The 14,653-nt window shown below is 71.4% G+C and carries 12 protein-coding genes; 7 read left to right on the forward strand and 5 right to left on the reverse strand.

What is annotated here, in order from left to right; all coding sequences use genetic code 11:
- Positions 1–6 precede the first annotated feature (6 nt).
- From WMF45_RS03650 to WMF45_RS03670, 5 genes are all read left to right on the forward strand, one after another.
- Entirely contained in the window at positions 7–501 is a 495-nt protein-coding gene (locus tag WMF45_RS03650; protein WP_437715572.1) for a biopolymer transporter ExbD, read from the forward strand.
- Positions 498–1,358, forward strand: a complete 861-nt coding sequence (locus WMF45_RS03655) for a TonB C-terminal domain-containing protein (RefSeq protein ID WP_437715573.1) — start codon at positions 498–500, stop codon at positions 1,356–1,358. Before WMF45_RS03650 ends, WMF45_RS03655 begins: the two co-directional genes overlap by 4 nt.
- The gene (locus WMF45_RS03660) at positions 1,349–2,683 is read left to right on the forward strand and encodes a tolB protein (RefSeq protein ID WP_437715574.1); all 1,335 of its coding nucleotides are present in this window, start codon (positions 1,349–1,351) and stop codon (positions 2,681–2,683) included. Before WMF45_RS03655 ends, WMF45_RS03660 begins: the two co-directional genes overlap by 10 nt.
- 322 nt (positions 2,684–3,005) lie before the next feature.
- The gene (locus WMF45_RS03665) at positions 3,006–3,578 is read left to right on the forward strand and encodes a hypothetical protein (RefSeq protein ID WP_437715575.1); all 573 of its coding nucleotides are present in this window, start codon (positions 3,006–3,008) and stop codon (positions 3,576–3,578) included.
- A gap of 411 nt (positions 3,579–3,989) precedes the next feature.
- Positions 3,990–4,571: a hypothetical protein gene (locus tag WMF45_RS03670; RefSeq protein ID WP_437715576.1), complete on the forward strand. Its 582-nt coding sequence runs from the start codon at positions 3,990–3,992 to the stop codon at positions 4,569–4,571.
- 185 nt (positions 4,572–4,756) lie between these two features.
- Here WMF45_RS03670 and WMF45_RS03675 read toward each other — a convergent pair whose 3' ends face one another.
- From WMF45_RS03675 to WMF45_RS03690, 4 genes are all read right to left on the reverse strand, one after another.
- A complete protein-coding gene (locus WMF45_RS03675) occupies positions 4,757–6,442 on the reverse strand; it encodes a protein kinase domain-containing protein (RefSeq protein ID WP_437335956.1) in 1,686 nt (561 codons plus the stop codon).
- A gap of 325 nt (positions 6,443–6,767) precedes the next feature.
- The gene (gene thiD / locus WMF45_RS03680; RefSeq protein ID WP_437715577.1) at positions 6,768–7,601 is read right to left on the reverse strand and encodes a bifunctional hydroxymethylpyrimidine kinase/phosphomethylpyrimidine kinase; all 834 of its coding nucleotides are present in this window, start codon (positions 7,599–7,601) and stop codon (positions 6,768–6,770) included.
- A gap of 260 nt (positions 7,602–7,861) precedes the next feature.
- Positions 7,862–9,058 (reverse strand): hypothetical protein, encoded by a 1,197-nt coding sequence (locus WMF45_RS03685; protein WP_437715578.1) that lies wholly within the window; start codon positions 9,056–9,058, stop codon positions 7,862–7,864.
- An 82-nt stretch (positions 9,059–9,140) separates the two neighbouring features.
- Complete coding sequence (locus tag WMF45_RS03690; protein ID WP_437715579.1) at positions 9,141–9,386, reverse strand: hypothetical protein; 246 nt, start codon at positions 9,384–9,386, stop codon at positions 9,141–9,143.
- Positions 9,387–9,568: 182 nt separating this feature from the next.
- Between WMF45_RS03690 and WMF45_RS03695 the strand changes: the two genes are divergently transcribed.
- Entirely contained in the window at positions 9,569–10,354 is a 786-nt protein-coding gene (locus WMF45_RS03695) for an ABC transporter ATP-binding protein (RefSeq protein WP_437715580.1), read from the forward strand.
- A gap of 6 nt (positions 10,355–10,360) precedes the next feature.
- Entirely contained in the window at positions 10,361–12,556 is a 2,196-nt protein-coding gene (locus WMF45_RS03700; RefSeq protein WP_437715581.1) for an ABC transporter permease subunit/CPBP intramembrane protease, read from the forward strand.
- An 81-nt stretch (positions 12,557–12,637) separates the two neighbouring features.
- Here the strand turns inward: WMF45_RS03700 and WMF45_RS03705 are convergent, their stop codons facing one another.
- On the reverse strand, positions 12,638–14,575 hold the full coding sequence (locus tag WMF45_RS03705) for a glycoside hydrolase 5 family protein (protein WP_437715582.1): 1,938 nt from the start codon (positions 14,573–14,575) through the stop codon (positions 12,638–12,640).
- Between the last annotated feature and the right edge of the window lie 78 nt (positions 14,576–14,653).

Consider the following 14,653-nt stretch of genomic DNA (forward strand, 5'->3'; position numbering starts at 1 on the left):
ATGGGCATGTCGGTCGGTGGAGGGCGCAGGCGGCGCGGCGGCGGCGGTTTCAGCGACATCAACGTCACGCCGCTCGTGGACGTGATGCTCGTGCTCCTCGTTGTGTTCATGGTCACGGCCCCGCTGCTCACGGCCGGGCTCCGGGTCGAGCTGCCCAACGTCTCCGCCGAGGAGGCGCCGACGAAGGACACGAAGCTCGTCGTGACCGTCACGAAGGAAGAGAAGATCCTCTTCGGCGAGGACGACGCGACCGCCGACATCGAGGGCGTGCTCGCCTCGAACGGGCGCGTGCAGAAGGAGAAGGAGCTCTACATCCGCGCCGACAAGGACGCCCGCTACGGCGCCGTGGCGCGCGTCGTCGCCGCCGCCCGGGCCGCCGGGGTCGAGGGCCTGAACCTCCTCGTCCAGCCGGAGATCGAGCCGGAGGGCGCGCCGCCGCCCGGGGGAACGGCGCCGCGACCCGGGGGAGCCGCGCCGCGGCCCGGGGGATCGGCGCCGTGAGCACGGCTGCGGCGCGCGCGCCCGGACCGAGGACGCCGTCAGGGCAGCGCCGGCCTGCGAGCGACTTCCGCCCGCGGGACATCGCGCTCGCCGTCGCGGTGGCGATGGCCGTGCAGGCGGGGGCCGCCGTCGCGGTCAGCCTGGCCGACCTCACCGTGCCCGCGGCGGCGCCCGAGATCGACAAGGGGCCGAGCGTCCCGGTGAAGGTCGTGCCGGTGCTCGACATGGACACGCCGCTGCTCAAGCTGGGCGGCACGCGCGACAAGATGAAGCTGCCCGACCGGTGGGTGCGCCAGACGCCCAAGCCGCGCGTCGAGCAGAAGGCGTTCGTGTCGCCGAGCGCGGGCAAGACCGAGGCGGACATCCCGCCCAAGGAGGTCAAGATCGCCGACGCGGGCACCGCGCCGCCGCCGCCCGACGCCGAGATCGCGAAGCAGGTCGACACCGAGCTCGATCCGAAGACCGACGCCGCCCCGGCCGCCAACGTCGACCAGGAGGGCCACGAGGACGGCGTGAAGGAGGGCACCGAGACCGATCCCCTCAAGGCGCGCGCGGTGGACCTGTACCTGGCCCGCATCGCGGGGTGGTTCTCGAGCAGGTTCCGCGTGAACGGCTCGGGGCTCCCGCCCGAGGAGCTCACGAAGCACAAGCCGCGCGCGGTCATCGTGCTGTCCGACGGGCAGATGGTGAGCTACACGCTGACGCCGAGCGGGAATCCCGCCTTCGACGCGGCCGCGCAGGCGACCCTCGAGGCGGCGAAGGGGCAGGCGCTGCCGCCGCCGCCCGAGAATTATCCCAACCTCGGGCAGAAGCAGGTCAGCGTCACGTTCGTCTGTAGAGAGACCACATGCGACTAGCTCGATACGCCCTCGGCGCCCTGGCGCTCGCCGCCGCCGCGCTCGCTGCTCCCCCTGCTCCTGCACAGGCGCCGGCCTCCTCGGCGGCGCCGCCCAACCCGGACGAGCTGCTCGGCCACATCACGGTCGTGGCCGGCGCGACGCGCCCGCTCCCGAAGATCGGCGTCCTGCCGTCGCTCGTCTCGGACCCCGAGGACGTGACGATCCACAGCGTGGTCCGGCGCGACCTCGAGCTGTGCGGCGAGTTCGAGGTGCTGCCCGACAGCGCCGCGCCCGACGGCCTGTACCTCTCCGACAGCCCCGTGGACGTGAAGGCGTGGTCCGCGAAGGGGGTCGAGGCGGTCGTGAGCGTGAGCGGCAAGAAGGTCGCCGCTGACAAGGTCGAGCTCGTCGGCCAGGCGTTCCTGGTGAACCGCGGGCAGGCCCCGGTGTTCGACAAGAAGTTCATCGTGCCCCTCCGCGACGTGCGCTTCGAGTCGCACCGGGTGGCCGACCAGCTGATCGGCGCCCTCACCGGCCAGAACGGCGGCTTCGCCAGCCACATGACGTTCGCCTCGGGCTCGGGCGCGCTGCGGCGTGTCTTCACGATCGACGCCGACGGCCATGACGCCAGGGCCGTCTCGCCGCCCGACCAGACAGCCATCGCCCCGGCGTTCGGGAAGAACGAGCAGCTCCACTACGCGGCGAGCGTGAAGGGCGACGAGTACAAGGTCTTCACGTCTGCCGGCGGCCCGCTCGCGCTGCCCGTGAAGGGCTCGGTCTACGGGATCGCGTTCTCGAAGGATCGCGCGCAGGTCGCCCTCAGCATCGGGGTGGGGTCGACGATCAAGCTGTTCTCCGGGCCCGATCTCCAGAGCATCAAGCCGGCGTCCGAGGTGGGGATGGCGCTCCACCCGGTGTTCACGCCGACCGGCAAGCTCGCCTTCTCCGGCGAGGGCAGGTACGGACAGCGCATCTACGTCGGCGGCAAGGCGATCTCTCCGGACGGGCTCTTCGCCTCGGCGCCGACGTTCTGCAACCACCCCGACGGCGTGAAGGCCGTTTATGCCGTCGGCGTGGGAAAGAACACCGACCTCGTCGCCTCGGGGGAGACGGGCGGCGGCCTCGTGCGGTTGACCCAGAATCAGGGCAGGAACGGGTACCCGGCCTGCAGCCCCGACGGGCGGCTCGTGGCGTTCTTCTCCACGCGCACCTCCGGCGAGGGGCCCGGGCTCTACGTCATGCGCGTCGACGGGCAGCGCCCGAAGCGCATCTCGAACCTCCTCGGGGACTCGCTGCGCTGGGATCCTCTTCCGCCCGGCAAGGCCGTCGAAGCGAAGAACTGACGCGGGCGAGCCGCGGGGCACGGCCCGGACATGCGGCGTGTGTCCGATCGAGGGCCGCCCGCATCGTGGCTGAGCCAGGCGTTCTCTCCCCGACAACTTTTTTCGTCCCGGCACGTCTTACATGGGTAGTTCCTGCGCGCCCTCCCGCGCCCCTGCTGCGAGCGAAGGTGAAGGGAGACCGCTCGCAGCCCCCGCTTCCTTGGCCCGCCGCGTCGGTCGCGGTTAGCTTCCGGACTGCTCAGGGGGAGAGTTGGCTGGAAAATTGCACCGAAATGGGGACGAACCGCCCTGGCCAGCCAGCCAAGAGGAAATGGAGAAGTGCATGGTGTCGAGCCGTATCTGGACCGCCATTGCGATCGTCTGGGCCTTCTGCGCCGGTGGCTGCAGCCAGGTGGCGGCGGTCCAGGAGGCGAGGATCAGCGAGCAAGGGGGGTTCAGGAACCCGGAGCATCGGCTCGCCACGGCAGAGGACGGGGGCTACTGCAGCGCCGAGGTGCTGCGCTGGCAGTACGATGAGCCGGCGGCGACGCTCCGCCTGGCCGATGCCCGTTTGATGCTCGACTGCTGCGGGAAGCGCGCGATCCACGTCGAGAGGATCGACAGCCTCTTCGAGGTCACCGAGCGGGACGCGCCGGACGGCGCCGGAGGTCGCTGCAGCGAGCAGTGCGCCTTCGATCTGTCCGTCGGCGTGCGCGACGTCCCGCGGGGCGAGGTCTACGTGAAGCTGCTGCGCGACGTCGTCGATCAGCAGGGCGGCCCGGCCGTGATCTGGAGCGGCTCCCTCGATCTGGGTGTCTCCGCCGGCGCGGTCGTCCTCGATGAAAGCCCCGCGGAAGCCGGCTGCCAGGCGAAGGGCTCCCCGCGCCAGCGCACCAAGACGGTCGCCGCGCGATGAGGCGCTGAACACACGCCTCCGGATCGCTCCGCAGCAGCACCTCGCGTCCGCGGTCGGCAGGGGGAGCTCGTGAATGTCCCGCCGCGCATGGAAGTGCACGGCAGCGCGTCATGGGGTGGGATGGTGGAGGATGATGGAGGAGCTTGGTTGACCATGACGTTCATGGTCAGAGAATCGGGCTAACTCTGCCACTTTCGCCTGGACAAGGTTTCCAGAAACCCGTAGATCACATTCGAATGTGCGTGCAGCTGCTCCGAGGGGCGGCGCATGTGCGCAGCTTGTCCACGTTGGCTTGCAGCTGAATCCCTAGGCGCACGTAGCGGATACGTGAAGCGCGTTTCTAGAGGCCCTGATTCTTTGCCTTTTGGGCGTATTTAAACAGTGTCGCGGGACAGCCAAGGAAATCGGGGCATGAAGTACCTGGGGGTCTGTGGAGCGCTTGCAACGGTGGGGTCGCTGCTTGCTCTGAGCGCGTGCCTGGAAGCGGAGCCCGCGCACGTGGGGCTCGTGAGCGAGGCCGGCGGGTTCGTGGAGCCGGAGCGGCGGCTCGCCTCCGAGGGGGAGGAGAGCTACTGCGGGGCCGAGGTCCTGCGCTGGCGCTACGACCCGTCGAGCGGCGCCCTGAAGATCGCGAACAGCCGGCTCTTGCTCAACTGTTGCGGCCAGCGCGCGATGCACGTCGACAGGATCGACAGCATCTACGAGATCACCGAGAGGGACGAGCCCGACGCGGCGAGCCCGAGGTGTGATTCGGTCTGCGCGTTCGACTTCGCGGTGGCGATCCCCGAGGTCGCCCAGCGCAAGATCTACGTGCGGCTGCTGCGCGACGTCGTCGACGCTCAGGGCAGCGCAGAGCTCATCTGGCAGGGCGAGATCGACGTCCAGAAGTCGGCCGGCGAGGTGGTGCTCGATCGCGTCGCCGCTCCGGGCGAGGCCTGCAGCGGGCCGTCCCAGCAGCCGCTCACCGCCCAGCATCCGCTCGCCGTCCAGTAGCCGCTTGCTGCTCCGGCCTGGGAGCGGCCCCGCTGCGCAAGAGCGCTCGCAGGGTGCAGGTGCTGCGTGGCGTGCTGCCGGCGCGGTGCGCCTGGTGATGGGCTACGTGCCTTCGTGACGGAACGCGCGCTCGATCCACCGCCCGGTGGTCGAGCGACGGTCGAGCGACGACCCGGCGGTCTGCCTCAGTCGATCAGCGTGCGCGCGGGGCGGCCAGGCTCGCACTTCACGAGCGTGGCGGTCAGCTCGAGCGTCTCGGGGAGCGTGCCCTGCACCTGCGCGACGACCTGTTCGACCACGTGCTGGGCCTCGTCCAGGTTGGGACCCACGATGGAGACGACGAACGTGAGCGGGCCGGTGCGCCCGGCCGCGGCCGGCGTCAGGCTGAGCAGCAGCGTCTGGGTCAAATCGACGACCTGAAGCGCGGCCTTGCGCAGCGCGAGCATCTCGAGGATCGTCGGGCGCAAGCTGACGAGGCCGTTCTGGCCGCGGAGCTCGAAGCGCGCGATCTGCATCGGCACCTCGGCCCACTCGGCGAAGAAGCCGTCCTCGTCGATGGCCTTCATCAGGTACTCGCGCACGAGCAGCCCCGTGAGGCCGTCGCGCCGGGCGAGGTAACGCTTCGCCTTGTCGTGGTGCGGCGAGTCGGGCCCGAACGTGACCACCATGAGACGGCACTCGCCGAGCTGCACCTCGGCCCCATGGAGCAGCGAGACCTGCGCTTTGCGCTCGAAGGGGAAGTCCGCGTACGTGCCGTTCGTGCTGTTGAGATCCTCGACCAGCCAGGAGCCCGTCTGCCAGCGGAGGAGCGCGTGGGATCCGGAGACGGTCGCCTCGGCGAGGACGAGGTCTTGATCGCTGCGGCGGCCGATGGAGAGCACCGGCTTCTGAAGCGGGAACAGGGTGGCGACGCTGTCGGGCGCGTTCGTGGCGTACGTGATGAGCAGCGACTGCGCGCCGGGCGTGAACTGCGTCTTGATGGCCCGCCCAGGCGCGGGGCCGGGATCGATGCGCTCGCGCGGCAGCTGGATCGGCGCGGTCGTGGTCTGCGTCGGGTTGAAGAACCGCATGTGCCGCGCCTGCGGGCGCATCTGCGGATCCGGGTTCAGCGCGCGGAAGATCTGCCTGATCTCGTCGTTCGTCAGCGCGGCGGGCACGTCGAACGTGATCTGCTGCTTCATCGTCTTGAGCCGCGGCTTGTAGCCGGGCTCGGGGACGCGGCAGGTCCACATCTCCCAGAGCGTCAGCGCCGCCGCGTAGACGTCGTCCTCCGGGCTCGCGCCGCCGCTGCGCAGCCGCTCCGGCGACATGTAGTGAGGCGTGCCGCCGTCCGGAGGCGCCCCCGGCTTGCGCACGGCGGCGCGGGCGCGCTCCTTCGCGAAGCCGAAGTCGAGGATGACCGCCCGATCATCGGCGACCATCACGTTGCCGGGCTTCAGATCGCCGTGCACGAGCCCCTGCTGGTGGATCGCGGCGAGCCCCGCGCAGACGTCGGTCGAGATCTTTCGGAACTCGTCGGCGCTGAACCCGCCCGACGTCTTGCGCTTGCGGATGTGGTTGTGGAGCGTCTGCCCGGGGATGTACTCCATCACGAGGATGGGCCCCCACGGGCTCGGGGCCAGGTCGTGCACGCGGCAGACGTTCGGGTGGCGGGCCTTCTGCGCGAGGATCACCTCCTGCCGCAGGGCCTCGTCGTCGCCGGGCATGGCGGAGGCCTCGGGCACCACCTTGAGCGCCACCTGTTGCTGGGTCAGGCGGTCGAAGGCCAAGAACACCTCGCCCATGCCGCCTTTGCCGATGCTCTTCAGGACCTCGTAGCGGTCGTTGATGACCGTTCCGACGTCGATGGGAGGGAGGGGATCTTTGGTCACGGCCACGGGCGCACGAAGGGTGAGGAAGAGCTCCGCGACGGCGCCGAAGGAGACGCGCCGGGACGCCGATACGGACTGCGCGCAGGGTCGTCCATTCGAGCGCCGGGCGCAACGAGTCGTTGCACAAGCGCTGCACGCGGCCCGTCCGGCGCCGCACGGGGCCGCCCCGCCGCTCCTTCGCAGAGGCGCCGGGCCGCCGCGCGGGACCCGCGGCGCGGGGCCGCCGTGGTCGTCGCGGCCGTCGCGGCCGTCGCGGTCGTCGCGGTCGTCGCGGTCGTCGCGGTCGTCGCGGTCGTCCACAGACGCGCGCGGCGCGCCGCGCTGTTCAGGGGAACGGCCGCGCCGTGTGGGCGTGGTTCAGCGGCCCGTGGCCCTGGCCGAGCCCCGGCGCGGAGCGCATCGCCTCGCGGAGGTAGCGCCGCGCGCGCCCGATCGCCGGGACGAGGGCGAGGCCCTGGGCGAGACCAGCGGCGATGGCCGAGGCGAGCGTGCAGCCCGTGCCGTGGGTCGCGCGCGTCTCGATGCGCGCGTCCTCGAACAGCTGCTCGCCCTCCGGCACGCCGGAGGCGCCGGGCCCCGGCCCCGGCGCGGCCCGGAGGACGTCGACGACCGTCGCGCCCGGAAGGTGCCCCCCCTTCAGCAGCACCGCGCGCGGACCCATGGCGAGCAGCTGCGCGGCGGCGCTGCGCATCGCGTCCACGCTGTCGATGACCACGCCGGTCAGCGCCTCGGCCTCGGGGATGTTCGGCGTGAGCAGCGCCGCGAGCGGCAGGAGCCGGGCGCGCAGGGCGCCCTCCGCGTCGGACTTCAGCAGCCGGGCGCCGCCCTTGGCGACCATCACCGGGTCCACCACGAGCGGCGCGCCGCGGCCGAGGCGCTCGTAGACGCGCGCGACCTCGTCGATGACCTCGGCCGAGTGGAGCATCCCGGTCTTGATGGCGTCCGCGCCGATGTCGTCGAGCACGACCTCCATCTGGCGACCGATGAAGTCGGGTGGCACCGGGAACACGGCGTCGACGCCGCGGGTGTTCTGGGCGGTGAGCGCGGTGATCGCCGTCGCGCCGAACGCGTCGAGCGCGGTGACCGCCTTGAGATCGGCCTGGATTCCTGCGCCGCCGCCCGAGTCGGAGCCGGCGACGATGAGGACGCGTCCTTTCATGGCGCGCTCCGGCGGCGGGCGGTCGCGGAGGCCGGTCGGCCCCCGCGCGGCAGGTGCGCTGGGAGAGCGGGGAGCGAGCTTCGAGAGGCGCGCATGGCGAGCGCGCAGGGTGTCCTGAAATGCACCGAGTGGCGAGGGGTTCTTGCCGGCGGCGCGAGAGGGCCGCGGGCCGCTGGCCAGGGAGGTCGGGCCGGCGGCAGGTCGAGCGCTCTGCTCGCCGCCGCGAGCGCAGGCGCCCGCGCCGCGATCCCGGCTGTGCGTCAGAGGCCAGCGCGCACGATCTCACCCGACATCGGGCTCCCGGCCAGGCCGCGGTTGGACCAGTAGACGAAGCCGTTCCGGAGGCGGATGCTCGTCGGCCGCGCCTGGTTCGAGGCGATGACCCGAGGGCCGCCTCCGCAGCCGTCCAGCGGACACATCTTGACGACGCCGTCTGCGCTCATGGCCGTGCCGAGGGCGGTCCAGTACACGCCTGTGGGGCCGACAGCCATGCTGGTCAATGACGGCTCGCCCTCGACGAAGGTCGTCGGGCTGCCGCCGCACCCGGTCTTCTTGCACGCGAAAATGGTGCTCTTGACCGCGTTCATCACGTAATGAATCCCGTCGTGGATCGCCATCACGACGCCGTGCTCGGCGTGGAGCTGGATCGCGCCGTCGGCATTGCCGGGATCGCAGAAATAGACGCCTCCTGGATCGGTGGCGTGGGCCCAGTAGACGGTCGTCCCATCCATGACGAAAGAACGGATCCCGTCCGCGCTCACGCAGCGGATCCGCTGGCATTGGCCGTTATCGCACTCGAGGACATCGAACTTGTCCGAGATGCGCGCCACGCCGTCGTCGCTCACCTGGATCTGGTTCAGGTTGCCCACGATGGACTCCAACACTTCCACCGGCGACTGGGCGAAGCAACCGGCCGCCGGACACCGGTAGTAGCGGCGCGAGCCTCCAGCGCTGGGGGAGCTCAGCCAGTGAACGAAGTTGGGATCCACCCCGATGAGGTAGGGAGAGGCGATGGCGGCGCCCGAGGGAGGCCCGAGCCCCTCGGCGAGGACTACCGGAGCCGGGCAGCCTGCCAGGGGGCAACGCAGCAGCGTGGAGGTGGAGAGGATGAAGACGCTCTGGTCGTCGACCGCGATCGAGTACGGGTCGTCAAGGCCGGTGGCGACGACCTCCGGGGGCAATGGTTGCATCTCCCCTCCGCCAGCTGCGCCCGTTCCTCCTCCCCCGCCTTCGCCGGCGCTCACGCCGCCGCCGGTCCCGCTGCCGACCGGCGATGCACCGCCGCTGCCGACCGGCGATGCACCGCCGCTGCCGGTCGGCGACGAGCCGCCGGCCCCGCCGCCGCCGCTGTCGCCGAACGAGCGCTCCGCCGGTGAGCAGGCGACTGCCAGGAAGCCGGCCGGGAGGGCCGCCGCGCCGAGCATCACGAGCGATATCGTGAAGAGCCGTTGCCGCATCGGCGACGAGTATGCCACAGGGCGCGCCGAGCGAGGCGATCACGGCAGGGGGAGGTGCCTGATCGCGCTGGAGGCCTCGGCGTCAGTAATGCTTGTCGAGGACCGCGGGATCCTTCGTCGTCGCGAAGACCGTGTCGCAGCGCCGGCACCTGTACTTCACCTTCGTCGGCCGGGCCGAGATCCCGAACGCGAGCTGGATGTACCCGAGGACGCGGTACTCCGCCTCGGCGCTCACCATATAATGATCGCGACCGTGGCCGCAGGGGCACTGGACCGGCTCGGGCGTCGTACGGTCGCGGTAAGGCATCGAGGACGGGCTCGTTGGCATGGACGTCAGCGTAGTCTAGGGGGCCCGCGGCGGACGTCGAGGGGGCGGCGCCGCGACGCCGCCTGGACGGAGGCGACCGGGCGGCGCGAGCAGAGGGGCGGCGCGCCGCGGCACGCGCTGCGTGCGGGTCCGTCCGACAGGCGCTTTGCGCCGCGCCGCGGACCGAACTAGGAGACGCTTCCATGCGCCCCGCCCTGTGCGCCGAGCGTCTGGTGAAGCGGTACGGCGGCGTCACGGCCGTGGACGGGGTCGATCTCGCCGTGTACGCCGGGGAGGTCGTCGGGCTGCTCGGGCCGAACGGCGCGGGCAAGACGACCACCTTGCGGATGCTCGCCGGCATCCTGTCGCCGGACCAGGGGCAGATCCTGGTCGGCGGCGTCGACCTGGCCGCGAGGCCGCTCGAGGCGAAGCAGCGCCTCGGCTTCCTCTCCGGGGACACGCAGCTCTACCAGCGGCTCACGCCCCGCGAGGTGCTCCGCTACTTCGGCCGGCTGTACGGCATGGAGGAGGCGGCGCTCTCGCGCCGGATCGACGCGCTCGTGGCCGACCTGGAGATGGACGCGTTCGCCTCGCGGCCGTGCGGCACGCTCTCCACGGGGCAAAAGCAGCGCGCCAACATCGCGCGCGCGTTCCTTCACGAGCCGGAGGTGCTCATCCTCGATGAGCCGACGACCGCGCTCGACATCCTCAGCGGCCGCTTCATCGTCGCGTCGATCCGGCGGGAGCGCGCTGCGGGCAGGGCGATCCTCTTCTCGACGCACATCATGAGCGAGGCCGAGTACCTCTGCGATCGCATCGCCCTCATGCACGAGGGGCGCGTCGTCGACGTCGGCACCCTGCCCGAGCTCCTCGGGCGCTCCGGCACAACGAACCTGACCGACGCCTTCCTCCACCACGTGAAGCGGAGCCGCCCGGGCGCGCCGCGCGATACGCCCGAGCGCGCCGGCGCGCCCGCCCGAGGAGGCTGAGGCGCCGTGAGGCTCGCCATCGTCTGGACGATCCTCCGCAAGGAGCTCGTCGAGTCGCTCCGGGATCGGCGCACGCTCGTGCGCCTCGTCGTGGTCCCGCTCCTGCTCTATCCGCTCTTCGCGCTCGCGATGAGCAAGCTCGTCGGCTTCGAGGCGGCCGCGCGCGAGGCGCGCCCGTCCAGGATCGCGGTCTGGGGAGAGCTCGCCGAGGGGCTGGAGACGAAGCTCTCCGCGGCGGGCAAGATCGAGCTCGCGCCGTGGGCCGGCGCGCCCCCCGACGTGCGCGAGGGGCTCCTCTCCGGGGCGCTGGCGCCGCCGGCGGAACCGGCGCCGGCGCTGGACGACGGCGAGGCGGCGCCCCCCGAGGCCGAGGCCGAGCCGCCGAGGTGGATCGAGCCGGAGAACCCCGTGCTCGCCGCGGCGCGCGCCGCCGTGAGCGAGCGCAAGGTCGACGCGGTGCTCGTGCCGTGGCCATCGATGGGGGCCGAGCTCGGGCGCGGCGGGAAGGGCGCCGTCGCGATCTACTTCGACTCGGTCCGCGCCGACTCGGCCACGGCAGAGGCGCGCCTCGAGGGTGCGCTGCAGCGCGCCCGCAGGGCCATCGTCGCGGATCGAGAGGCAGAGCGCGGCCTGCCCGAGGGGTTCTCGCGCGCGTTCGACGTCGTGCCGCGCGACGTCGCGGCGGACAGCCGCAAGGTCGGCCAGATCCTCGGCGCGATGATGCCGATGCTGCTGATCCTGATGTCGCTCCTCGGCAGCTTCCTCCCGGCGATCGATCTGACGGCGGGCGAGAAGGAGCGCGGCACGATGCAGACGCTGTTATGCGCGCCCGTGCGGCCCATCGAGATCATCTCGGGCAAGTTCCTGGCCGTGTGGGTCATCTCGCTGCTCACGGCGCTTGGCAACGTGGTGAGCATGTCGCTCACGGTGAGCCGGTTGCTGCCCGACGCGATGGTCGTCGGCCCTGGCACCTTCGCGCTGACGTTCGTGCTGCTCGTGCCGGTGACGCTCCTGTTCTCGGCGCTTTTCCTCGCGCTCGCCGTGTTCGCGAAGGACTTCAAGGACGGTCAGAACGCGCTCATGCCGGCGTACCTGCCGCTCTCGCTGCTCGCCGGCATCACCGCCCTGCCGGTGGTCGAGCTCAACCCGTGGACGGCCTACGCCCCGGTCCTCAATATCGCGGTGCTGATCAAGGCGCTGTTCGTCGGAGAGGCGCCGGCCGATCTCCTCTTCACGGCGCTCGTCTCCTCGGCGCTCTATGCCTGCCTCGCGCTCCTCTTCGCCGCGCGCGTGTTCGAGCGCGAGAGCGTGCTCCTCGGGGGGCACGAGTCGGCGCGCGCCGTGCTCGGCCTGGGGCGCCGGGCCGGCGGGGCGCCCTCGGCGGGCTTCTCGCTGGCGGCGTTCGCGGGCGTCCAGGTGCTCTTCTTCTATGGCAGCCTGCTCATCGCCCGCACCAGCGTGGCGGTCCAGCTCGCGGTCTCGCAGGTCGGCTTCTTCCTGGTCCCGACCCTCGCGCTGGTCGCCGGCTTCGGCTACTCGCCGCGGGCGACGCTCGGCCTCAGGCCGGCCTCGGTCCGGGGCCTCGCCGGGGCGCTGCTCCTCGGGGTCGCGGCGTGGGCCGCGATCGGCGGCACCGTCCTCCGGTGGTTCCCCGCGCCGGAGCCCTTCGCCCGTGAGCTGGGCGAGCTCGTGCTGCTCGGCGGGCAGCCGTACCCGGTCGTCCTGCTGCTCGTCGCCGTCACGCCGGCCGTCTGCGAGGAGCTCCTGTTCCGCGGCCTCGTCTACGCAGGCCTGCGCCGCGCCGGGCCCGCGGTGGCGATCGGCGGTTCGGCGCTCCTCTTCGGGCTCGCGCACGGGTCGGTGTACCGGCTCTTGCCGACCTTCTCGCTCGGGCTGGCGCTCGGCTACGCGCGCCACCGCACCGGCTCCGTTTTGCCCGGAGCGCTGCTTCACGCCCTGAACAACGGGCTCGCGGTGTCGCTCCTCTATTTCAAGCCGTCATGGGCGCAAGGGCTCCTCGAAGGAGAGGTCCTGCCCTGGAGCGTGACGTTCGCGGGGATGGTCGTCTCGCTGGCCGGGCTGCTCCTGCTCCGGTTCTCGGCGCCGAGCGCGCCGGAACCGGAACCGGAAGGGAAGGCAAAGATGGAAGCGCGCGATCGCCGCGGCGCCGGCGCATCCGGAGACGGTGGGGGACACGACTGAAGCTGGCGAATACGGTGGTGGTGTGTGCGAGTGCGCGTGGAGGGGAATCGCGCACCAGCACCCTGGGAGCCACGCCCGCGCTTACCGCGGCTCCGGCCGCAGCTCGAGGATCCGCACGTCGTACGGCGCGAGCTCCACGGCGTGGACCGGGGACTTGCCGCCCAGCTCGGTCAGGTGCCCCGAGGCTGCGGCGGGCTTCACCGAGAGCGGCTGATCCGCCTGGCTGACAAGGAACACGAAGCGGCGGCCATCGCGGTGGCGCAGCGTGTCGGCCGCGACGCGCGGGTCGTCCACCGTGACCGGTCTCTTCACGCCGGCGAGCTCGGCGAGCGCGTCGTAGATCTTGTAGGTCGGCTCCGGGTTGATCCGCGGGGTCGCTGCGGCGAAGTGCTCGATCGGATAGGTGCAGAGCACGACGCTGCCGCTCCCGATCTTGCGCCGCAGCAGCGCTGGCCGGCCGCGCTGGTCGACCGCGACGACCTCTGCGCCCTTCGGGCGCACGGGCAGGTAAGCGCGGCTGTGCTCGGTGCCGGAGACAGGGAACGTGAGCGTCGTGCCCGCCGCGATGGTGCCGAACTGGCATTCGAAGGTGAGCTTCGCGCGATCGTCCTCGATCGGATCGATCATCCCGTAGCGCAGCTGGTGCTCGACGCCGAACATCGCGTTGAGGTGCGCGTACCACGGCCCGCGCTGCGATCCGTGCGTGCCGTGGCAGTACGAGGCGTAGACGACCGCGCCGGCGGACGCCAGCCGCTCCAGGAGGTGCCATGTGGGCGCGGTCAGCTGCTTGGCCGACGGCAGCAGGTAAAGGCGGCAGTCCTCGGCGATCCCGTCCCGCTCCCGCGTCAGCCCGACCGGCAGGTCCGCCTCCTTCGCCGCGATGTAGGCCTGCCGCAGCATCGTGAACAGGTAGCTGCGGTCCTCGGCCTCCGTGAACGGGAACGCGCCTTCCAGGTACGACGGGACGATCAGCGCCGCCTCGGCCGGCTCGCGCTCACAGCCGAGGACGTCGATGTCGGAGAGCACCTTGGCGAAGCGGGCCATCTCCTCGAGCTGCGGCTTGGGGCGGCCATCGACGGTCGTCAGCCCGAAGTGGAGCTCGAAGGGGTGGTGCCTGTAGGGATCCTGGTGGATGAGATCGAAATCTGTGTTGTTCCAGCCGATCCACCCGGTGGCGCCGGCCAGCAGCGTGTTGTGGAGGACCTGCCGGTAGTAGTGCGCGGCGTTCTCGTCGGACGCGAAGGCCGACGACACGCCGAACTCCTCCAGCACGACGGGCTTGCCGAGGAAGCCCGTGAGCTCGCAGACGAACGCCGCGCCGTAGTGCTGGCGCGCCAGGTCGTTCTCCATCCGGTACACGTGCGGGCCGAGGAAGTCGACGAGCGCGCCGAGATCGCGGACGGAGAACCCATTGTCGTTCCCCGTGACCTCGATGCCCCACGCGCCGTCGCCGATCGAGATCGGCTGGCTCGCCCCGCCGGCGCGCAGCGCCTGCACGACCAGGCTCGCCCAGCTCGTGACGTTCTCGCGGATCGAGCGCTCGCGCTCGCCGTAGATCGGCATCTCGTTGGAGATGAGCCAGCCCGTCACCGCCCGGTGCCCCGCGAAGCGCCGCGCCATCTGCTCGGCGAACCAGGCCTGCCGGGCCACCATCCACACGTCGCCGTAGAGGTCGCGCCCGCGCCGCCAGGCCGGGTCCCAGTTCTCGCCGGACATGTGGCCGACGAGGAGGGTCGGGATCGTCGTGAGGCCCGCCTCGACGTGCGCCTCGAGGAAATCGGCATAACGCGCGACGCAGTCCTCGTCGATCCGGTCCGGCTCCGGCATGAAGTGCGGCCAGTAGAAGAACGACCGCGTCATGGTCAGGCCGTGATCGGCGAGCACCCGGAGCTCCTCGCGGACCACGAGCGGATCGTAGCTCTGCCACATGAGCGGGCCGCCGCTCCTCGACCAGAAATTGGCCCCCAGCCAGGCGACCGCCTGTTGACGAACTGCGACTTTGGCGAAATTGCGGTGCATAGTCCTCACGTCCTGGTCATGCAGAGCGGCGCTCTCGAACACCGTCCGTCCCCCTGCTCGCGGCGCGGGTCGCGCGCT

It is taken from the genome of Sorangium sp. So ce448, from assembly GCF_051520915.1.
Lineage (GTDB): Bacteria > Myxococcota_A > Polyangia > Polyangiales > Polyangiaceae > Sorangium > Sorangium cellulosum_B.

Coding starts and splice junctions, on each gene's coding strand:
- WMF45_RS03650 (WP_437715572.1), top strand. CDS start 7: ATGTCGGTCGGTGGAGGGCGCAGGCGGCGCGGCGGCGGCGGTTTCAGC.
- WMF45_RS03660 (WP_437715574.1), top strand. CDS start 1,349: ATGCGACTAGCTCGATACGCCCTCGGCGCCCTGGCGCTCGCCGCCGCC.
- WMF45_RS03665 (WP_437715575.1), top strand. CDS start 3,006: ATGGTGTCGAGCCGTATCTGGACCGCCATTGCGATCGTCTGGGCCTTC.
- WMF45_RS03670 (WP_437715576.1), top strand. CDS start 3,990: ATGAAGTACCTGGGGGTCTGTGGAGCGCTTGCAACGGTGGGGTCGCTG.
- thiD (WP_437715577.1), bottom strand. CDS start 7,601: ATGAAAGGACGCGTCCTCATCGTCGCCGGCTCCGACTCGGGCGGCGGC.
- WMF45_RS03685 (WP_437715578.1), bottom strand. CDS start 9,058: ATGCGGCAACGGCTCTTCACGATATCGCTCGTGATGCTCGGCGCGGCG.
- WMF45_RS03690 (WP_437715579.1), bottom strand. CDS start 9,386: ATGCCAACGAGCCCGTCCTCGATGCCTTACCGCGACCGTACGACGCCC.
- WMF45_RS03695 (WP_437715580.1), top strand. CDS start 9,569: ATGCGCCCCGCCCTGTGCGCCGAGCGTCTGGTGAAGCGGTACGGCGGC.
- WMF45_RS03705 (WP_437715582.1), bottom strand. CDS start 14,575: ATGCACCGCAATTTCGCCAAAGTCGCAGTTCGTCAACAGGCGGTCGCC.